Genomic DNA, 20089 nt, shown 5'->3' on the forward strand with positions numbered 1-20089 from the left:
AGGTCGTCATTACAAAAAAAGCCCGACCATCAGTGGTCGGGCTTTTTTGTCTGCGTCCGAGGCGGTTTGCACTGCAGGCGCAGGCCTGCGGTCAGCGGTATTCGCAGAGGTAGGCGGTGTCCTGGGCGACTTTCAGCTGGAACTTGCTGTCGGCCGGCACGTTGAACTTGCTGCCGGCGGCAAAGGTTTCCCAGCTGTCGCTGCCAGGCAGCTTGACAGTCAGGGCGCCGGCCACCACATGCATGACTTCGGCTTTGGCGGTGCCGAACTCGTATTCGCCGGGAGCCATCACGCCGACAGTAGCCGGGCCTTCGCTCATCTCGAAGCCGATGGATTTGACGGTGCCGTTGAAGTACTCGTTGACCTTGAACATGCGGGCCTCGCAGGAAGGGAAGAAAAGGGGCCCGCAGTATGCCGAAGACGCGCTTGCGCGTCATCTGTGCCGGTGGAGCTCAATGGGCTCGTTGTAGCTCGAGGCGTGCCGCGGCGAGCGTCGGCAGGGTCAGCGGCAGCAGGCGGGCGATGTTGCGCGCGTCGTCGATGCCGCGATGCTGGGTGCCGCGAAACTCCAGGCCGGCCTGCTCCAGGGCGCGGTTAAGGCCGACCTGCTTGCGTCCGGCGCTGTCCTTGAACTGGCGGTTGAACAGCTTCTTCAGGTTGAAATGCGCCAGGCCAGCCAGGCAACTGGCGATCTGTTGCCGGCGCCATTCGATCTCGAACTGCTGGCGGTCGTAGTTGCCCCAGCTGAGCCAGCCCTGCAGGCCGTCCAGGTGCTGCTGCAGCCAGGGCTCGAAGCGCGCCTGCAGCTGGTGCAGGGTAGGGGCATCGTCGACGTCGGCCTGGCGGATATGGGTGAGTTGCCGGCAGAAGGCGGTGAGCTGTGGGCGATGGGTGGGGCGGACGAAACTCTGGAAATGATCCTGCTCACGACCCTGCTCATCGACGACCACCGCGCCGATCTCGATGATTTCCATGTCTTCGATCGGCCAGCCGCCGTCATCGGTGGTGGCTTCCAGGTCGATTACCAGCCAGTGCTTCATGCGCCGCTCCTCAGTCCTTGTCCGTCGAGTATGGGGTCTGCCTACTGCGGCAGCAAACCCCTGTGCTAGGCTCGAGCGCTCACTCAATGGAGGTGGAAGGATGGCAAAGGTCGCATTTCTGGGGCTGGGGGTGATGGGCTACCCGATGGCCGGGCATCTGGCGCGCAACGGCCATGAGGTGTGCGTGTACAACCGCACGGCGGAGAGGGCGCGGCAGTGGGGGGTCGAGCACGGCGGGCGCAATGCCGCGACGCCGCGCGAAGCCGCGCTGGGTGCCGAGTTCGTGATGAGCTGCGTGGGCAACGATGACGATCTGCGCGCGGTGGTGCTGGGTGCCGATGGCGCCTTCGCCGGCATGGCGCCGGGCAGCGTGCTGGTCGATCACACCACCGCGTCGGCCACGGTGGTGCGCGAGCTGGCGGTGCTGGCCGCCGAGCGCGAGCTGGAGTTTCTCGATGCGCCGGTATCCGGTGGTCAGGCCGGTGCGGAAAACGGCGTGCTGACGGTGATGGTGGGTGGCGAGCCGGCCGTGTTCGCCCGCGCCGAACCGGTGATCCAGAGCTATGCGCGCATGGTGCGCTTGATGGGGCATGCCGGCAGCGGCCAGTTGACCAAGATGGTCAACCAGATATGCATTGGCGGTCTGCTCCAGGGATTGTCCGAGGCATTGCATTTTGCCCAGTGCGCCGGCCTGGATGGCAAGGCGGCAATGGAGGTGATCAGCAAGGGCGCGGCGCAATCCTGGCAGCTGGAAAATCGCCACGCCAGCATGCTCGAGGGGCGCTTCGAGTTCGGTTTCGCGGTGGACTGGATGCGCAAGGATCTCGGCATCCTGCTCGATGAGGCTCGCAGCAACGGCGCCCAGCTACCGGTCACCGCGCTGGTCGATCAGTTCTACGCCGACGTGCAGGCGGCAGGTGGCGGGCGCTGGGATACCTCTAGCCTGCTGACCCGGTTGAAGGCGCCGGCGAAATCCTGAGCGATCCGAGGCGGTGTGCTCAGGCGCTGCGGTAGATGAAATACACCGCGCCGAACAGGCACAGTCCGGCCCGCAGGTAGTCGAGCCTCAGTGGTTGCTGAACAGGTGAAGGACGCTGGGTGACACGAAGATGGACAGGGTGATTGCCTTCTGCATGATCTTCAGTGGGACGACCGTCAGCTCGCTGCAGCCGATGCGCTTGGTCGGCACGATGATCGGGTGCTCGAACAGGGCGGGTCTCCGCGGAGTCGTCGTGAGGGGTACTTGGCGAGAGCAGGGGCGGCGGCTATCCTCGCCCGCGCGTGACTGCTGTCGCGCCTTGTTACCTTGTTACATGGGTCCAAAATTGTTCTGGTAGTGCTGATCATGCAATGTCGAGCCGGTTGTGGTGCCTGCTGTATCGCCCCGTCGATTTCCTCGCCGATTCCCGGCATGCCTGAGGGCAAGCCGGCCGGTGTGCGCTGTGTGCAATTGGACGAGGGCAACCTCTGTCGTCTGTTCGGTCAGCCCGAGCGGCCGGCCGTGTGCGCGCAGTTCTCCGCCGATCCCGCCGTGTGCGGTGCGACGGACGAGCAGGCCATTCGCCTGCTGGGCGAGCTGGAGCGGCTGACGGCCTGAGCCGGGGTCCGCTCGGATGGGCGTAGTCAAGTACTCTCGCGACTTGCGGCTCGGGGTGTGGGTGGCAGGGGCGCGAGGGGGATGAGAAACGCAAAAGGGCTGCCGAGGCAGCCCTTTTGCAGGTAGCGCTGAACTTACTTGCGCTGATCCAGCGGCAGGTAGTCGCGCTGGGTGTAGCCGGTGTAGATCTGGCGCGGACGACCGATCTTGTAGCCTTCGGCGTACATTTCCTTCCACTGGGCGATCCAGCCGGCGGTGCGCGCCAGGGCGAAGATCACGGTGAACATGCTGGTCGGAATGCCGATGGCCTTCAGGATGATGCCCGAGTAGAAGTCTACGTTCGGGTACAGGTTGCGTTCCTTGAAGTACGGATCGTTGCGCGCGATCTCTTCCAGCTTCATGGCCAGCTCGAGCTTCGGATCGTTGATGCCCAGCTCGGACAGCACCTCGTCGCAGGTCTGCTTCATGACCTTGGCGCGCGGGTCGAAGTTCTTGTACACGCGGTGACCGAAGCCCATCAGCTTGAACGGGTCGTTCTTGTCCTTGGCCTTGGCGATGAACTTCTCGATGTTCTCGACGCTGCCGATCTCGTCGAGCATGGTCAGCACGGCCTCGTTGGCGCCACCGTGAGCCGGTCCCCACAGCGCGGCGATGCCGGCGGCGATACAGGCGAACGGGTTGGCACCGGTGGAGCCGGTCAGGCGCACGGTGGAGGTGGAGGCGTTCTGCTCATGGTCGGCGTGCAGGATGAAGATGCGGTCCATGGCCTTGGCCAGGATCGGGTTGATCTTCTTCTCTTCGCACGGGGTGTTGAACATCATGTGCAGGAAGTTTTCCGCGTAGCTCAGGTCGTTGCGCGGATACATGATCGGCTGGCCGGCCGAGTACTTGTAGCACATGGCAGCCATGGTCGGCATCTTGGCGATCAGGCGGATCGCGGAGATTTCGCGGTGCTGCGGATTGTTGTTGTCCAGCGAGTCGTGGTAGAACGCCGACAGGGCGCCGACCATGCCGCACATGACCGCCATCGGGTGAGCGTCGCGACGGAAGCCGTTGAGGAACGACTTCATCTGCTCGTGAACCATGGTGTGGTTCTTCACCAGGCCGGTAAACTCGGCTTTCTGATCGGCAGTCGGCAGCTCGCCGTACAGCAGCGCGTAGCAGGTCTCGAGGTAGTCGGACTTCTCGGCCAGCTGCTCGATCGGGTAGCCGCGGTGCATCAGGATGCCCTTGTCGCCGTCGATGAAGGTGATCTTCGACTCGCAAGCGGCTGTCGACATGAAGCCAGGATCATAGGTGAAGACGCCCTGATTGGTCAGGGCCCGGACGTCAATGACGTCGGGACCGGCGGTCCCAGAGAGAATGGGCAGCTCGACGGGGGCTGCGCCCTCGATGATCAACTGTGCTTTCTTGTCAGCCATAACCGGCCTCCTAAAATTTTGCTTGGCTTGAAATCATCTTTATGAAACACGGCCCCCCAGGCAGGGCCCGTGCCACTATAGAGCCATAAAAGCGAAAGTCAATTTGTCCGAAAGTCGGTTTGCGTCGCTTTCCGGCCGGCATGTTCGTGCCAATTAGACGGCTATTTACTCCTTTTGCAGGGGTGCGACAATCAGTCCTTTAGGCTAGGGGCGCGCGTTGTCATCGAAGGTCTAACTGTCTATACTGCGTGGCCGACCGCCAGAGGCTATGCCAGGCCTAGGTTCTGGCTGTTGTCGTTCCCTGGTGATGGGTACCTGACAAGTGCACCTTCCCGACAACTTGCCCTGCTGGTTGGGGCTCTCAGTGTGAAAAGAAGCCGTGAATAGCAAACGACCCGTAAACCTAGACCTTAGGACCATCCAACTCCCAATCACTGCTTACACGTCCATCGCTCACCGTATTTCCGGCGTCATTCTGTTTGTGGGCATCGCAGTGCTGTTGTATGCACTCGACCTGTCCCTGACGTCCGAGGAAGGCTTCGAGCAGGTGAAGGCGTGTCTGACCAGCCCTCTGGCCAAGTTCGTGATCTGGGGCCTGTTGTCCGCGCTGCTGTACCACATGGTAGCCGGTATTCGCCATCTGATTATGGATATGGGCATTGGTGAAACGCTGGAAGGCGGCAAGCTGGGCTCCAAAATCGTCATCGCCATCTCCGCGGTGCTGATCGTTCTTGCGGGGGTGTGGGTATGGTAACCAACGTCACTAACTTCTCTCGGTCGGGTCTGTACGACTGGATGGCCCAGCGGGTTTCCGCTGTGGTTCTCGCGGCTTACTTCATCTTCCTGCTGGGCTACCTGGTAGCCAATCCGGGTCTGGGCTTTGCCGACTGGCATGGTCTGTTCTCCCAAAACTGGATGCGCATCTTCAGCCTGCTGGCCATCGTTGCCCTGAGTGCACACGCGTGGGTCGGTATGTGGACCATCTCCACTGACTACCTGACGCCGATGGCGCTGGGCAAGTCGGCCACCGCTGTGCGTTTCCTTTTCCAGGCAGTCTGCGGCATCGCCATGTTCGCGTTCTTTGTCTGGGGTGTGCAGATTCTTTGGGGTATCTGATCCATGGCTAACATTCCTACTCTTTCCTTCGACGCCATCATCATCGGTGGTGGCGGCGCCGGCATGCGCGCCGCACTGCAGCTGTCCCAGTCGGGACACAAGACTGCCGTGGTGACCAAGGTCTTCCCGACCCGTTCGCACACCGTATCTGCTCAGGGTGGCATCACCTGCGCCATCGCTTCGGCCGACCCGAACGACGACTGGCGCTGGCACATGTACGACACCGTCAAGGGCTCCGACTACATCGGTGACCAGGACGCGATCGAATACATGTGCTCCGTAGGCCCGGAAGCCGTGTTCGAGCTCGAGCACATGGGTCTGCCGTTCTCCCGTACCGAACAGGGTCGCATCTACCAGCGTCCATTCGGCGGTCAGTCCAAGGGGCCGGATAACCCAACTCAGGCCGCGCGTACCTGTGCTGCAGCCGACCGTACTGGTCACGCCCTGCTGCACACCCTGTACCAGGCCAACCTGAAGAACGGCACCACCTTCCTCAACGAGTGGTTCGCGGTCGATCTGGTGAAGAACCAGGACGGCGCCATCGTCGGCATCATCGCCATCTGCATCGAAACCGGCGAGACGGCCTACATCCGTTCCAAGGCCACCGTGCTGGCCACCGGCGGCGCCGGTCGCATCTACGCGTCCACCACCAACGCCCTGATCAACACCGGTGACGGCGTGGGCATGGCTCTGCGTGCCGGCGTGCCGGTGCAGGACATCGAGATGTGGCAGTTCCACCCGACCGGCATCGCCGGTGCCGGCGTGCTGGTGACCGAAGGTTGCCGTGGCGAGGGTGGCTACCTGATCAACAAGCACGGCGAGCGTTTCATGGAGCGTTATGCGCCGAACGCCAAGGACCTGGCCGGTCGCGACGTGGTCGCCCGTTCCATGGTCAAGGAAATCATCGCCGGCAACGGCTGTGGTCCGGATGGCGATCACGTGCTGCTGAAGCTCGACCACCTGGGTGAGGAAGTGCTGCACAGCCGCCTGCCGGGTATCTGCGAACTGTCCAAGACCTTCGCGCACGTCGATCCGGTGACTGCTCCGGTTCCGGTAGTGCCGACCTGCCACTACATGATGGGCGGCGTGGCCACCAACATCCATGGTCAGGCCATCACCCAGGATGCCAACGGCAACGACAAGATCATCGACGGCCTGTTCGCGGTCGGCGAAGTGGCTTGCGTATCCGTACACGGCGCCAACCGTCTGGGCGGCAACTCGCTGCTCGACCTGGTGGTGTTCGGTCGTGCTGCTGGCCTGCACCTGGAAAAAGCCCTCAAGGAAGGCATCGAGCACCGCGGTGCCACCGAGTCCGACCTCGAGGCTTCGCTCAAGCGTCTGGCGGGTGTCAACCAGCGTACCACTGGCGAAGACGTGGCTCCGCTGCGTAAAGAGCTGCAGAACTGCATGCAGAACTACTTCGGTGTATTCCGTACCGGCGAATACATGCAGAAGGGTATTGCCCAACTGGCCGACCTGCGGGAACGCATCGCGAACGTCAAGATCGCGGACAAGAGCCAGGCTTTCAACACTGCGCGTACCGAAGCGCTGGAACTGCAAAACCTCCTCGAAGTGGCCGAAGCCACTGCGATCGCTGCCGAGGCTCGCAAAGAGTCCCGCGGCGCGCATGCCCGCGAAGACTTCGAGGATCGCGACGACGAGAACTGGCTGTGCCACTCCCTGTACTTCCCGGGTGAGAAGCGCGTGACCAAGCGTGGTGTCAATTTCTCGCCGAAGACCGTTCCGGCCTTTGAACCCAAGGTTCGTACTTATTAAGGGTGATCGCCATGTTGCAAGTGAGTGTTTATCGCTATAACCCGGAGAAAGACGCTGCTCCGTTCATGCAGGACTTCCAGGTCAATACCGATGGCAAGGACCTGATGGTGCTGGACGTGCTGGCGCTGATCAAGGAGCAGGACGTGACCTTCTCCTACCGTCGTTCCTGCCGCGAAGGCGTGTGCGGTTCCGACGGCATGAACATCAGCGGCAAGAACGGCCTGGCCTGCATCACCCCGCTGTCCGCGGTGGTGAAGAACGGTAAGCTGGTGGTTCGCCCGCTGCCCGGCCTGCCGGTCATTCGTGACCTGGTGGTCGATATGAGCATCTTCTACAAGCAGTACGAGAAGGTGCAGCCGTTCCTGCAGAACGATACTCCGGCCCCGGCCATCGAGCGTCTGCAATCCCCGGAACAGCGCGAGAAGCTGGACGGTCTGTACGAGTGCATCCTGTGCGCCTGCTGCTCGACCTCCTGCCCGTCGTTCTGGTGGAACCCCGACAAGTTCCTCGGTCCGGCTGCCCTGCTGCAGGCCTATCGCTTCCTGGCCGACAGCCGTGACACCAAGACCGAAGAGCGTTTGGCCTCGCTGGACGATCCGTTCAGTGTGTTCCGTTGCCGCGGGATCATGAACTGCGTGAACGTTTGCCCGAAGGGTCTCAACCCGACCAAGGCAATCGGCCACGTACGTAACATGCTGCTGCAAAGCGCTACCTGATGATCCGCCACTGGCGGTGATTCAACGAAGTCAGCACGGGGTGGCGGATGACCGCTGCTCCGTGCTGCTGCAGAACCAACCGTGGCTCACAAAGCTGCGGTTTTTTGATCAAAAAACGACCAGCAGGGGCAACCGGGCTGGAACCCGGACCATCTGCGGGATCCGTAGTGGCTTTACCGAAGTCGCTGCTTTGGACTTTCGAGCCATCCTGCGGTCTCCGCGCCAGGTGGTGTCCCCTTACCGAGGGTGACCTAGCATGCATGAAAGCGTAATGCAGCGGATGTGGAACAGTGCCCACCTGTCCGGTGGAAACGCTGCCTACGTCGAAGAACTCTACGAGCTCTTCCTGCACGATCCCAACGCTGTGCCCGAAGAGTGGCGCACCTACTTCCAGAAGTTGCCGGCCGACGGCAGCCAGTCTCCCGACGTTTCCCATGCCACGGTCCGCGATCACTTCGTGCTGCTGGCCAAGAACCAGCGCCGCGCCCAGCCGGTATCCGCCGCTGCGGTGAGCAGCGAGCATGAGAAGAAGCAGGTCGAAGTGCTGCGTCTGATTCAGGCCTTCCGCATGCGTGGCCATCAGGCATCCCAGCTGGACCCGCTGGGTCTGTGGGAGCGCAAGGCGCCGGCCGATCTGTCGATCCATCACTACGGACTGACCGACGCCGATCTGGATACCGTCTACCATACCGGCGAGCTGTTCATCGGCAAGCAGGAAGCGACCCTGCGCGAAATCCGCGATGCCCTGCAGAGCACCTACTGCGGTACCATCGGTGCGGAGTTCACCCACATCGTCGATTCCGAGCAGCGCAAGTGGTTCCAGCAGCGTCTGGAAAGCGTGCGCGGCCGTCCGCAGTTCTCCGCCGAAGCCAAGAGCCACCTGCTCGAGCGCCTGACGGCTGCCGAAGGGCTGGAGAAGTACCTGGGCACCAAGTTCCCGGGCACCAAGCGCTTCGGTCTGGAGGGTGGCGAGAGCATGATCCCGATGGTCGACGAGATCATCCAGCGCTCCGGCTCCTACGGCGCCAAGGAAGTCGTCATCGGCATGGCCCACCGCGGCCGTCTCAACCTGCTGGTCAACGCCTTGGGCAAGAACCCGCGCGACCTCTTCGACGAGTTCGAAGGCAAGAAGGTCGACGGCCTCAGCTCCGGTGACGTGAAGTACCACCAGGGCTTCTCCTCCAACGTCATGACCCCGGGTGGCGAAGTGCACCTGGCGATGTCGTTCAACCCGTCGCACCTGGAGATCGTCTCCCCGGTGGTCGAGGGCTCCGTGCGTGCCCGTCAGGACCGTCGCGGCGATGTCACGGGTGAGAAGGTGGTGCCGGTTTCGATCCACGGTGACGCGGCGTTCGCCGGTCAGGGCGTGGTGATGGAAACCTTCCAGATGTCGCAGATCCGCGGCTTCAAGACCGGTGGCACGATCCACATCGTGATCAACAACCAGGTCGGTTTCACCATCAGCAACACCGAAGACTCGCGCTCCACCGAGTACTGCACCGATCCGGCGAAGATGATTCAGGCGCCGATCCTGCACGTCAACGGCGATGATCCGGAAGCGGTGCTGTTCGTCACCCAGCTGGCCGTCGACTATCGCATGCAGTTCAAGCGTGACGTGGTCATCGACCTGGTCTGCTACCGCCGTCGCGGTCACAACGAGGCCGACGAGCCGAGCGGCACCCAGCCGCTGATGTACCAGAAGATCGCCAAGCAGCGCACCACCCGCGAGCTGTATGCCGATGCGCTGGTGCAGTCCGGCACCCTGAGCGCCGAACAGGTCCAGGCCCGTGTCGACGATTACCGCACCGCGCTGGACAACGGCCTGCACGTGGTCAAGAGCCTGGTCAAGGAGCCGAACCCGGAACTGTTCGTCGACTGGCGTCCGTATCTGGGCCATGCCTGGACCGCGCGTCACGACACCAGCTTCGACCTGAAGACCCTGCAGGAGCTGAACCAGAAGCTGCTGCAGATTCCGGAAGGTTTCGTGGTCCAGCGTCAGGTCGCCAAGATCCTCGAGGATCGCGGCCGCATGGGTGCCGGCGCCATGCCGATCAACTGGGGCTTCGCCGAGACCCTGGCCTACGCCACTCTGCTGGTCGAAGGCCATCCGGTGCGCATCACCGGCCAGGACGTCGGTCGCGGTACCTTCTCGCACCGTCATGCCGCGCTGCACAGCCAGAAGGATGCCAGCCGCTACATCGCGCTGCAGCACCTGTATGAAGGTCAGCCCAAGTTCGACCTATACGACTCCTTCCTCTCCGAGGAAGCGGTACTGGCCTTCGAATACGGCTACGCCACTACCACGCCGAACGCGCTGGTGATCTGGGAAGCCCAGTTCGGCGACTTCGCCAACGGTGCCCAGGTGGTGATCGACCAGTTCATCACCAGCGGCGAGCACAAGTGGGGCCGCCTGTGCGGCCTGACCATGCTGTTGCCGCACGGCTACGAAGGCCAGGGTCCGGAGCACTCCTCCGCCCGCCTGGAGCGTTACCTGCAGCTGTGCGCCGAACAGAACATCCAGGTCTGCGTGCCGACCACCCCGGCTCAGGTCTACCACATGCTGCGCCGCCAGGTAATCCGTCCGCTGCGCAAGCCGCTGGTGGCCCTGACTCCGAAGTCGCTGCTGCGCCACAAGCTGGCCATCTCGACCCTGGAAGATCTGGCCCAAGGCTCGTTCCACCCGGTCCTGCCGGAAGTCGACAGTCTGGACCCGAAGAAGGTCGAGCGTCTGGTCCTGTGCAGCGGCAAGGTCTACTACGACCTGCTGGACAAGCGTCGCGCCGAGGGTCGCGAGGACACCGCCATCGTCCGTATCGAACAGCTCTATCCGTTCCCGGAAGAGGAGCTGGCCGAGGTCATGGCGCCCTACAAGAACCTCAAGCACGTGGTCTGGTGCCAGGAAGAGCCGATGAACCAGGGCGCCTGGTACTGCAGCCAGCATCACATGCGTCGCGTCATCAGCGCCCACAAGAAGACTCTCGGCCTGGCCTACGCCGGTCGCGATGCTTCCGCAGCGCCGGCTTGTGGCTACGCCTCGATGCATGCCGAACAGCAGGAAAAACTGCTGCAGGACGCTTTCACCGTTTAATGCCTTCACCAGTGCGCTGCCGGACCCCGGGTCCGGCAGTTGCACGTTTGAAGAACCCGAATCAATAGGAACCGCAGATAATGGCTATCGAGATCAAAGCCCCGACTTTCCCGGAATCCGTCGCTGACGGTACCGTCGCCACCTGGCACAAGCAGCCGGGCGACGCCGTCAAGCGTGACGAGCTGATTGTCGACATCGAAACCGACAAAGTGGTCATGGAAGTTCTGGCCGAAGCCGATGGCGTTCTCGCCGAAATCGTCAAGAACGAGGGTGACACCGTGCTCAGCGGCGAGCTGCTCGGCAAGCTGACCGAGGGGGGCGCCGCTGCTGCCGCTCCGGCTCCGGCCGCTGCTGCCCCGGCTGCCGCTGCCGCCGCTCCGGCTGCCGCCGGTGCCGAGCCGATCCTGTCCCCGGCCGCGCGCAAGATCGCTGCCGAGAATGACCTGGACCGCAACACCATTCCGGGCACCGGCAAGGGTGGTCGCGTGACCAAGGAAGACGCCGTCGCTGCCGTCGACGCCAAGAAGGCCGCTCCGGCCGCTCCGGCTGTCAAGCCGGCCGCTCCGGCCGCCGACGCGCCGATCTTCGCCGCTGGCGATCGCGTCGAGAAGCGCGTGCCGATGACCCGCCTGCGCGCCAAGATCGCCGAGCGTCTGGTCGAGGCCCAGTCTTCCATGGCCATGCTGACGACCTACAACGAAGTCAACATGAAGCCGGTCATGGACCTGCGCGCCAAGTACAAGGACCTGTTCGAGAAGAAGCACAATGGCGTGCGTCTGGGCTTCATGTCCTTCTTCGTCAAGGCCGCCACCGAGGCGCTGAAGCGCTTCCCGGGCGTCAACGCCTCGATCGACGGCGGCGACATCGTCTACCACGGCTACTCGGACGTCGGCGTGGCCGTGTCCAGCGACCGCGGCCTGGTGGTTCCGGTCCTGCGCAACGCCGAGCTGATGAGCCTGGCCGAGATCGAAGGCACCATCGCCAACTACGGCCGCAAGGCCAAGGACGGCAAGCTGACCATCGAAGAGATGACCGGCGGCACCTTCACCATCTCCAACGGCGGCGTGTTCGGCTCCCTGCTGTCCAGCCCGATCGTCAACCCGCCGCAGACCGCCATCCTCGGCATGCACAAGATCCAGGACCGCCCGATGGCCGTCAACGGTCAGGTGGTGATCCTGCCGATGATGTACCTGGCGCTGTCCTACGACCACCGTCTGATCGACGGCAAGGAAGCAGTGAGCTTCCTGGTGGCCATCAAGGATCTGCTGGAAGATCCGGCTCGCCTGCTGCTGGACGTCTGATCCCGCACATCTCCCACGGCGTCCCCTGACAGAGGGGGCGCCCGGTTTATCCCAAAAGGATCGAGAGTTATGACTCAGAAATTCGACGTAGTGGTGATTGGCGGCGGCCCGGGTGGCTACGTGGCAGCCATTCGCGCGGCCCAGCTCGGCCTGAAGACTGCCTGCATCGAGAAGTACAAGGGCAAGGATGGCAAGGTCGCCCTCGGCGGTACCTGCCTGAACGTCGGCTGCATCCCGTCCAAGGCGCTGCTGGACAGCTCCTGGAAGTACCACGAAGCCAAGGAGAGCTTCGGCATCCATGGCATCGCGGTCAAGGGCGTGAGCATGGACGTGCCGGCGATGATCGACCGCAAGGCGACCATCGTGAAGAACCTGACCGGCGGCATCGCCGGCCTGTTCAAGGCTAACGGCGTGACCCTGGTCGAAGGCCACGGCAAGCTGCTGGCCGGCAAGCAGGTGGAAGTCACCGCCGAGGACGGTTCGGTCCAGGTGCTGGAAGCCACCCACGTGATCATCGCGTCCGGCTCCAAGCCGATCGACATTCCGCCGGCTCCGGCTGACCACGACATCATCGTCGACTCCACCGGCGCCCTGGAATTCCAGAGCGTACCGAAGAAGCTGGGCGTGATCGGCGCTGGCGTCATCGGTCTGGAGCTGGGCTCGGTATGGGCCCGTCTGGGTGCCGAAGTGACCGTGCTCGAAGCCCAGGACAAGTTCCTCTCCGCCGTCGACGAGCAGATCGCCAAGGAAGCCCTCAAGCTACTGAGCAAGCAGGGTCTGGACATCCGTCTGAATGCCCGCGTGACCGGTTCGGAAGTGAAGAAAAAGCAGGTGACCGTGCACTTCACCGACGCTGCCGGCGAGCAGCAGCTGACCTTCGACAAGCTGATCGTCGCGGTCGGTCGTCGCCCGGTCACCCAGGACGTGCTGGCTGCCGACAGCGGCGTGACCCTGGACGAACGCGGCTTCATCTATGTCGACGACCAGTGCGCCACCAGCGTGCCGGGCGTGTATGCCATCGGTGACGTGGTGCGCGGCCCAATGCTGGCCCACAAGGCCTCGGAAGAGGGCGTGATGGTTGCCGAGCGCATCGCCGGCCACAAGGCGCAGATGAACTACGACCTGATCCCGTCGGTCATCTACACCCATCCGGAAATCGCCTCGGTCGGCAAGACCGAGCAGCAGCTGAAGGCCGAAGGCGTTGCCATCAACGTCGGCACCTTCCCGTTCGCCGCCAGCGGCCGTGCCATGGCTGCCAACGATACCCACGGTCTGGTCAAGGTCATCGCCGATGCCAACACCGACCGCGTGCTGGGCGTGCACGTGATCGGCCCGGCCGCGGCCGAGCTGGTCCAGCAGGGCGCCATCGGCATGGAATTCGGCACCAGCGCCGAAGACCTGGGCATGATGGTGTTCTCGCACCCGACCCTGTCGGAGACGCTGCACGAAGCTGCCCTGGCAGTGAATGGCCACGCCATCCACATCGCCAACCGCAAGAAGCGCTAACCCGCGCCTGTTGCATGGATGAGGCCTGGCTTCATCCGTGCAGCCCCCAGCGGCCCTGGTCGAGGGAGTCTTGGACTTCCCGCGACCGGGGCCGTTGTTGTTTCAGTCATTGGCTGTGCTGAATACCAGTCGCAACGATATGCCGATCGCGACTTGACTGGCTGCCCAAACAGGCTACCACTGCAGGCTTTTCCCGATTAAGATCCGTGGTGCCAATACTTACAACTAAAGTGGTATGGAAACATGAATCTTCACGAATATCAGGGTAAGCAGTTGTTTGCCGAGTATGGGTTGCCGGTCTCCTTGGGTTACGCGGTCGATACTCCGAAAGAAGCAGCCGAGGCCTGCGACAAGATTGGCGGCAGTGCCTGGGTGGTCAAGGCCCAGGTGCATGCTGGCGGTCGTGGCAAGGCGGGCGGCGTCAAGCTGGTTCGTAGCAAGGAAGAAGCCAAGGCCTTTGCCCAACAGTGGCTCGATCAGCGTCTGGTGACCTACCAGACCGACGCCAATGGGCAACCGGTCAGCAAGATTCTGGTCGAGTCCTGCACCGATATTGCCAAGGAGCTGTATCTGGGTGCGGTGGTCGACCGTTCCACCCGGCGCATCGTGTTCATGGCCTCCACCGAGGGCGGCGTGGACATCGAGAAGGTCGCCCACGAAACTCCCGAGAAGATCCTCAAGACCACCATCGACCCGCTGGTCGGTGCCCAGCCGTTCCAAGGTCGTGAGCTGGCCTTCAAGCTCGGCCTCAAGGGCGACCAGATCAAGCAGTTCGCACAGATCTTCGTCGGCCTGGCCAAGCTGTTCCAGGACTACGACCTGGCCCTGCTCGAGGTCAACCCGCTGGTGATCAAGGCCGATGGCAACCTGCACTGCCTGGATGCCAAGCTCAACATCGACGGCAACGCCCTGTACCGCCAGCCGAAGCTGCGCGAGATGCAGGACCCGTCGCAAGACGACCCGCGCGAGGCCCATGCGGCCAAGTGGGAACTCAACTACGTGGCGCTGGATGGCAACATCGGTTGCATGGTCAACGGCGCGGGCCTGGCCATGGGCACCATGGACATCGTCAACCTGCACGGTGGCAAGCCGGCCAACTTCCTCGACGTCGGCGGTGGCGCGACCAAGGAGCGGGTGGTCGAGGCGTTCAAGATCATCCTCTCCGACAGCAACGTGAAGGCGGTGCTGATCAACATCTTCGGCGGCATCGTGCGCTGCGACATGATCGCCGAAGGCGTCATCGGTGCCGTTCGTGAGGTGGGCGTGCAGGTGCCGGTGGTCGTGCGCCTGGAAGGCAACAACGCCGAGCTGGGTGCCGAAGTGCTGGCGGCCAGCGGTCTGAACATCATCGCGGCAACCAGTCTGACCGACGCCGCGCAGCAGGTCGTCAAGGCCGCGGAGGGCAAGTAATGAGCATCCTGATCGACAAGGACACCAAGGTCATCTGCCAGGGCTTCACCGGCAGTCAGGGTACCTTCCATTCGGAGCAGGCCCTGGAATATGGCGCCCAGATGGTCGGCGGCGTGACTCCCGGCAAGGGCGGTACCACCCATCTCGGTCTGCCGGTGTTCGACACCGTAAAGGATGCCGTGGCCGCCACCGGCGCCACCGCGTCGGTGATCTATGTGCCGGCGCCGTTCTGCAAGGATTCGATCCTCGAGGCGGCCTTCAGTGGTATCCAGCTGATCATCTGCATCACCGAGGGCATCCCGACCCTGGACATGCTCGAGGTGAAGGTCAAGTGCGACGAGCTGGGCGTGCGCCTGATCGGGCCGAATTGCCCGGGCGTGATTACCCCGGGGCAGTGCAAGATCGGTATCATGCCCGGCCACATTCACCTGCCCGGCAAGGTCGGCATCGTGTCGCGTTCCGGCACCCTGACCTATGAGGCAGTGAAGCAGACCACCGACGCCGGCTTCGGCCAGTCCACCTGCGTGGGCATTGGTGGTGACCCGATCCCGGGTTCGAGCTTCATTGATATCCTGAAACTGTTCGAACAGGACCCGCAGACCGAAGCCATCGTGATGATCGGCGAGATCGGCGGCAGTGCCGAGGAAGAGGCGGCGGCCTTCATCAAGGCCAACGTGACCAAGCCGGTGGTGTCCTACATCGCCGGCGTGACCGCGCCGCCCGGCAAGCGCATGGGCCACGCCGGCGCGATCATTTCCGGTGGCAAGGGCACTGCGGACGAGAAGTTCGCCGCGCTGCAGGATGCCGGGGTTAAGACCGTGCGCTCGCTGGCCGATATCGGCAAGGCTCTGGCCGAGGCGACTGGCTGGTCCATGAAATAAGCTCCGGTGGAGCAGGCTTGACGGAAGGAGCCACCTGCGGGTGGCTCTTTTCGTTTCGACTGTCGCCGGATTTCGACTCCACTGTCTGGTTGTATGCATGAATCATTTGAGAACCGTCGATGTCCTCGGTCTGGGCTTCATGACCTTCGCGCTGTTTCTCGGTGCGGGTAACATCATCTTCCCACCGAGCGTCGGCCTGGCGGCCGGTGAGGCGGTGTGGAGCGCAGCGTTGGGCTTCCTGCTCACCGGCGTCGGTCTGCCCCTGCTCACCGTGGTGGCCCTGGCTCGGGTAGGCGGCGGCATGGCGCAGCTGACTGCGCCGTTGGGGCGGCGCGCCGGCCTGCTGTTTGCCGTGACGGTCTACCTGGCCATCGGTCCGCTGTTCGCCACGCCGCGTACGGCGGTGGTGTCGTTCGAGATGGGCATCGCACCGCTGCTCGGCAATACCGGCCCGCTGCTGGCCCTGTACACCCTGGCGTACTTCGCCCTCGTGCTGTTTCTCGCTCTCAACCCCGGACGCCTGCTCGAGCGCGTTGGCAAGCTGATCACTCCGGTGCTGATCGTCGGCCTGCTGGTGCTGGGGGGCGCCGCGATTTTTGCTCCGGCCGGTGAGCTTGGCGCCACCGCGGCGGACTATCAGGCCGCGCCGCTGATGCAGGGTTTCCTGCAGGGTTACCTGACCATGGATACCCTGGGCGCACTGGTGTTCGGTATCGTCATCGCCACGGCCATCCGTGACCATGGCGTGAACATGGCGCATCGAGTCACCCGCTACTCGATCCTCGCCGCGCTGATCGCCGCGATCGGTCTGGCGCTGGTCTACCTGGCGCTGTTCCGCCTCGGCGCCACCAGCCATGGCATCGCCGGCGAGGCGCAGAACGGGGTGCAGATTCTCACCGCCTATGTGCAGCACACCTTTGGCACCCCGGGCAGCCTGCTGCTGGCGCTGGTGATCACCCTGGCCTGCCTGACCACGGCGGTGGGTCTGGTCACCGCCTGTGGCGAATTCTTCAGCAGCCAGTTCCCGGTGTCCTATCGCATGGTAGTGATTCTGGTCAGCCTGTTCAGCCTGCTGGTGGCCAACCTCGGCCTGACCCAGTTGATCGGCTTCTCGGTGCCGGTGCTGGTCGGCCTGTATCCGCTGGCCATCGTGCTGGTGCTGCTGAGCCTGGCCGATCACCTGTGGCTGCACGCACCGCGGGTGTTCCGCCCGGTGCTGGCGGTGACCCTGGTGTTCGGCGTGTTCGCCGGGCTGGCCACGGCCGGGCTGACTGCTCTGGTGCCGGCCTGGCTCGAGCATCTGCCGCTGGCCGAGCACAGCCTCGGCTGGCTGCTGCCGGTGGTCGTGACCCTGCTGATGGCGGTGGTCTACGATCGTCTGCGCGGCCGTCCGCAGGTCTTCGCGTAATCTGCTTGGCAGCCCCGGCGCGGCGTCGGGGCTGCGTATGAAAGTCGTCGGGATCCTACAAGGAGTTGTCATGCCATTCGACGAGCAGTACCTGCCCCATGTGCTCGCGCTCAGCTGGTTCGTCCTCTGCTGGCTGGGCTACACCCGCTACGCGATCTGGAAGGGCAAGGACACCCCCTGCCTGGCCAGCGTGCTGCACCTGTACCGCGAGGACTGGATGCGCCGCCTGCTGATGCGCGACAACCGCATCGCCGATGCCAACGTGATCGGCAATCTGGAGCGCAACGCCTCGTTCTTCGCCTCCAGCACCCTGATCATCCTCGCCGGTATCCTCACCGTGCTGGGCTCCACCGAGCGCGCGGTGTCGGTACTGGCCGGACTGCCCTTCGTGCAGGAGGTCAGTCGCGAGATGTCCGAGATCAAGGTAATCAGCGTGGCGCTGGTGTTCATCTACTCCTTCTTCACCTTCAGCTGGTGCATGCGCCAGTACAACTTTTCCGCGATGCTGGTCGGTGCTGCGCCGATGATTTCCGAGCGCAATGTCACCGAGCAGGAGCGCAAGGCCTATGCCGAGCGCACGGCGCGGGTGATCTCGATGGCTGCCAACCAGTTCAACCTGGGGCTGCGCTCCTACTATTTCGGCCTGGCGACCCTGGCTTGGTTCATCAATCCCTGGTTCTACATGCTGGCCACCGCCGGGGTGGTGGTGGTGCTGTATCGCCGTGAGTTCCATTCGGATGTTCTTGAGGTGATGGTCTACAGTCCCACCCCGCTGGGCGAGCCGTCGAAGGAGAAAGGGGAGTAAGTGGGGGGAGGGCATGCGGACCACTGCCCGCTGGCGGGTAAAAAAACCGCCCTGCCCAGCAGCGCAGGTTGCGTGCCGGGCAGGGCGGGTTCGGTTGCTGGTGAACCTACTGTTTCTGCTCTTCCATGGTCTCTCCCGCGGCCTTGCCGGCGTCCTGGGGTTGCTCGGCCGCTTTCTCTTCCATGGCTTCACCGGCCGGCTTGGTGGTGTCGCTCATAGGTTGCGTAGCGGGGGCGGCGGGGGCTGGGGGGGCTTTTTCTTCAGGCTTGTCACCGCAGGCCGCCAGGCCGAGAGTGGCCGCGAGCAGCAGGGCGTAAGTCAGCGGTTTTTGCATGTTGGCGCTCCTTGGGAATATCCATCCGGAGATGGGTTCAATAACCGAGTATAGGTAATGCAATCGTAGGGCCTCGTCGGTGGCCGTATTTTTTCCGGCCGTTTACCGAGACCGCTGCACAGGCCGATTCGCATCGGCCCAATCTTCCAAGTTGGAAGGGGAAAGTGCTGGAAAGTTCCGTGGACTCCGCGTTTTGGGAGTGTGCAACTTGGGCTGCCGGCAGGCTGCAGGTATCATCGGTCGCCTGCAAGGATGACTCGGCAACGGTGCTCCCATGTGGAAATGAGACCGAGCCTGCCCGGTCTTGCGCCGGTGCGATCCCCTTGGTCGTATTTACTCCCTCACAACCTGCGGAATTCTGTCGGATGGATGCTCTGCTGATCGTCGGTGGCCTGCTGCTGATCCTGTTCGGTCTGCTCTGGCTGGTGGCCCGGGCCTTCGCCACCAGCCTGTTGTGGGGCTGTGCCAGCCTGTTGCCGCCGCTGACCCTGCTGTTCATCGTGAGCCAGTGGCGACGCGCCCGCAGCGCGGTGATGCTGATGGGGCTGGGCAGCATTCCCCTGGTGGTCGGCCTGACCATGCTCGCCAGCCATGATGCCGACCGTCTCGCCGCCATCATCAGCCTGCGCTGGCTGGAGGAGGAGCCCCGGGTCGCCAGCGGGCTGGATATCCGTCTGCGTGCCGAGTTCAACGGCACAGACTTTGCTCCCCAGTCGGGCGAGTTGATCGACGGCACGTTGGTGTTGCGCGAGGGTGACGACTTCTTTGCCCGCCGCGAGCTGAGCATCCGTCTGCCGGCATACACCGGTGGCGATCTGCGCCTCGACGTGCTGCCGGAAGACCGCGGTGACCTGCCGGAGATCGAACTCAGCTGGCTGCTCCCCGATCAGGAGCTGCCCGAGGCGCGGCGGATCGCCAGTGGCTACACCCTGCACCTCGATCTCAAGGCCGTGCCGCCGAACCGCTTGCGCGGCGACTTCCATCTGGTCCTGCCGCCCAGCTACCGGACTTCGCTGAGCGGCGATGTGGAGCTGTACAGCAGTCGCCTGCGCTATCGGGATGGGCGGGTCGATACCCGCTACAACTCCCAGGAAACCGTCGCCTGGGTGATTGCCGATTATCTGCAGCGCAGCAGCCGTCGCCACGATGTCCGGTTGCAGCCGTTGCCGCTGCTCGACCTGAGCGCCGAGCGGCTCGATCTCGAGGTCGAGGCGCGTGTTGACGGCGTACCGCGGCGGACCCGTCTCAGCCTGAGCCGCAGCGAGATGCACGGCTGGCGGGTCGATGGTGACCGGGCGGCCCCCCTGCCTCCGCTTAGCGAAGAAGAGCTGCGGCGTACCGCGCCGGTGCCGACCACCATCGTCCGCGGCGATGCGCGGCCGCTGGATCGGCGCATTGGCTTCTCCCTGGAGCGTCTGCTGGACGCGCCGAGCCGTTTTCTGGGCGCGCGCGTGCAGGTGCTCACCGAGCGCGGCCGCAGCGCCGAGGGGCGCTTTGCCGGCCTCAACGAGGAGGGGCGCCTGGTGATCCAGCACTCGCTGGGCGGGCAGGGCGAGGCCAGCTTCCTCCTGCGTCCGAGCGAGGTGGCGCAGATCGAGTTGTTGGAGCCCTGATCACCCGCTGCGCCGGATCTTCTGCCAAACCCTTGAAATTCCGGCTGAAGTCTCCATATCCATGACGTTCGCCGCCA

At 63.6% G+C, this 20089-nt stretch carries 18 protein-coding genes and 1 pseudogene; 14 read left to right on the forward strand and 5 right to left on the reverse strand.

All coding sequences use genetic code 11. The features are described 5' to 3' along the window. Positions 1–91 precede the first annotated feature (91 nt). Both ppnP and BMZ19_RS05450 read right to left on the reverse strand, forming a co-directional pair. Positions 92–373, reverse strand: a complete 282-nt coding sequence (ppnP, locus tag BMZ19_RS05445; RefSeq protein ID WP_090308032.1) for a pyrimidine/purine nucleoside phosphorylase — start codon at positions 371–373, stop codon at positions 92–94. Between the two features lie 79 nt (positions 374–452). Continuing rightward, the gene (locus BMZ19_RS05450) at positions 453–1040 is read right to left on the reverse strand and encodes a 3'-5' exonuclease (RefSeq protein ID WP_090308034.1); all 588 of its coding nucleotides are present in this window, start codon (positions 1038–1040) and stop codon (positions 453–455) included. 100 nt (positions 1041–1140) lie between these two features. Between BMZ19_RS05450 and BMZ19_RS05455 the strand changes: the two genes are divergently transcribed. Next, positions 1141–2019: an NAD(P)-dependent oxidoreductase gene (locus BMZ19_RS05455; RefSeq protein WP_090308036.1), complete on the forward strand. Its 879-nt coding sequence runs from the start codon at positions 1141–1143 to the stop codon at positions 2017–2019. Between the two features lie 19 nt (positions 2020–2038). On the opposite strand, the pseudogene BMZ19_RS22075 reads toward BMZ19_RS05455, so the two are convergent. Further along, a pseudogene (locus BMZ19_RS22075) lies at positions 2039–2253 on the reverse strand (DMT family protein); the annotation flags it as partial. Positions 2254–2385: 132 nt separating this feature from the next. On the opposite strand from BMZ19_RS22075, the gene BMZ19_RS05460 reads away from it, so the two are divergent. After that, entirely contained in the window at positions 2386–2637 is a 252-nt protein-coding gene (locus BMZ19_RS05460) for a YkgJ family cysteine cluster protein (RefSeq protein ID WP_170847708.1), read from the forward strand. 134 nt (positions 2638–2771) lie between these two features. Here BMZ19_RS05460 and gltA read toward each other — a convergent pair whose 3' ends face one another. Beyond that, positions 2772–4058 carry a citrate synthase gene (gltA, locus tag BMZ19_RS05465; RefSeq protein WP_090308038.1) on the reverse strand — a complete coding sequence of 429 codons (1287 nt, stop codon included), beginning with the start codon at positions 4056–4058 and terminating at the stop codon, positions 2772–2774. 379 nt (positions 4059–4437) lie between these two features. On the opposite strand from gltA, the gene sdhC reads away from it, so the two are divergent. The 11 genes from sdhC to BMZ19_RS05520 all read left to right on the forward strand — a co-directional run bounded on the left by sdhC (position 4438) and on the right by BMZ19_RS05520 (position 18065). Continuing rightward, positions 4438–4812 (forward strand): succinate dehydrogenase, cytochrome b556 subunit, encoded by a 375-nt coding sequence (gene sdhC, locus BMZ19_RS05470; RefSeq protein ID WP_090308041.1) that lies wholly within the window; start codon positions 4438–4440, stop codon positions 4810–4812. Next, positions 4806–5174, forward strand: coding sequence for a succinate dehydrogenase, hydrophobic membrane anchor protein (gene sdhD / locus BMZ19_RS05475; RefSeq protein ID WP_090308044.1), 369 nt, complete (start codon positions 4806–4808; stop codon positions 5172–5174). Before sdhC ends, sdhD begins: the two co-directional genes overlap by 7 nt. Before the next feature lie 3 nt (positions 5175–5177). Continuing rightward, positions 5178–6950, forward strand: coding sequence for a succinate dehydrogenase flavoprotein subunit (gene sdhA, locus BMZ19_RS05480; protein WP_090308046.1), 1773 nt, complete (start codon positions 5178–5180; stop codon positions 6948–6950). Between the two features lie 11 nt (positions 6951–6961). Then, on the forward strand, positions 6962–7666 hold the full coding sequence (locus BMZ19_RS05485) for a succinate dehydrogenase iron-sulfur subunit (RefSeq protein ID WP_090308303.1): 705 nt from the start codon (positions 6962–6964) through the stop codon (positions 7664–7666). A gap of 256 nt (positions 7667–7922) precedes the next feature. Continuing rightward, on the forward strand, positions 7923–10754 hold the full coding sequence (locus BMZ19_RS05490) for a 2-oxoglutarate dehydrogenase E1 component (RefSeq protein ID WP_090308049.1): 2832 nt from the start codon (positions 7923–7925) through the stop codon (positions 10752–10754). An 80-nt stretch (positions 10755–10834) separates the two neighbouring features. Then, positions 10835–12055, forward strand: a complete 1221-nt coding sequence (gene odhB, locus BMZ19_RS05495) for a 2-oxoglutarate dehydrogenase complex dihydrolipoyllysine-residue succinyltransferase (RefSeq protein WP_090308052.1) — start codon at positions 10835–10837, stop codon at positions 12053–12055. 69 nt (positions 12056–12124) lie between these two features. Further along, positions 12125–13561, forward strand: coding sequence for a dihydrolipoyl dehydrogenase (gene lpdA, locus BMZ19_RS05500; protein ID WP_090308055.1), 1437 nt, complete (start codon positions 12125–12127; stop codon positions 13559–13561). Positions 13562–13804: 243 nt separating this feature from the next. Next, on the forward strand, positions 13805–14971 hold the full coding sequence (sucC, locus tag BMZ19_RS05505) for an ADP-forming succinate--CoA ligase subunit beta (RefSeq protein ID WP_090308058.1): 1167 nt from the start codon (positions 13805–13807) through the stop codon (positions 14969–14971). Continuing rightward, the gene (gene sucD, locus BMZ19_RS05510; protein ID WP_090308061.1) at positions 14971–15852 is read left to right on the forward strand and encodes a succinate--CoA ligase subunit alpha; all 882 of its coding nucleotides are present in this window, start codon (positions 14971–14973) and stop codon (positions 15850–15852) included. Before sucC ends, sucD begins: the two co-directional genes overlap by 1 nt. 97 nt (positions 15853–15949) lie before the next feature. After that, positions 15950–17260, forward strand: coding sequence for a branched-chain amino acid transport system II carrier protein (gene brnQ, locus BMZ19_RS05515; protein ID WP_090308063.1), 1311 nt, complete (start codon positions 15950–15952; stop codon positions 17258–17260). Positions 17261–17330: 70 nt separating this feature from the next. Next, positions 17331–18065, forward strand: a complete 735-nt coding sequence (locus BMZ19_RS05520; protein WP_090308066.1) for a DUF599 domain-containing protein — start codon at positions 17331–17333, stop codon at positions 18063–18065. A gap of 106 nt (positions 18066–18171) precedes the next feature. Here BMZ19_RS05520 and BMZ19_RS05525 read toward each other — a convergent pair whose 3' ends face one another. Continuing rightward, complete coding sequence (locus BMZ19_RS05525; protein WP_090308069.1) at positions 18172–18399, reverse strand: hypothetical protein; 228 nt, start codon at positions 18397–18399, stop codon at positions 18172–18174. A gap of 365 nt (positions 18400–18764) precedes the next feature. Here BMZ19_RS05525 and BMZ19_RS05530 point away from each other — a divergent pair, with 365 nt between their 5' ends. After that, positions 18765–20012 carry an MFS transporter gene (locus BMZ19_RS05530; RefSeq protein WP_090308072.1) on the forward strand — a complete coding sequence of 416 codons (1248 nt, stop codon included), beginning with the start codon at positions 18765–18767 and terminating at the stop codon, positions 20010–20012. Positions 20013–20089: the final 77 nt, after the last annotated feature.

It is taken from the genome of Pseudomonas linyingensis (genome assembly GCF_900109175.1).
GTDB classification, from domain to species: domain Bacteria; phylum Pseudomonadota; class Gammaproteobacteria; order Pseudomonadales; family Pseudomonadaceae; genus Geopseudomonas; species Geopseudomonas linyingensis.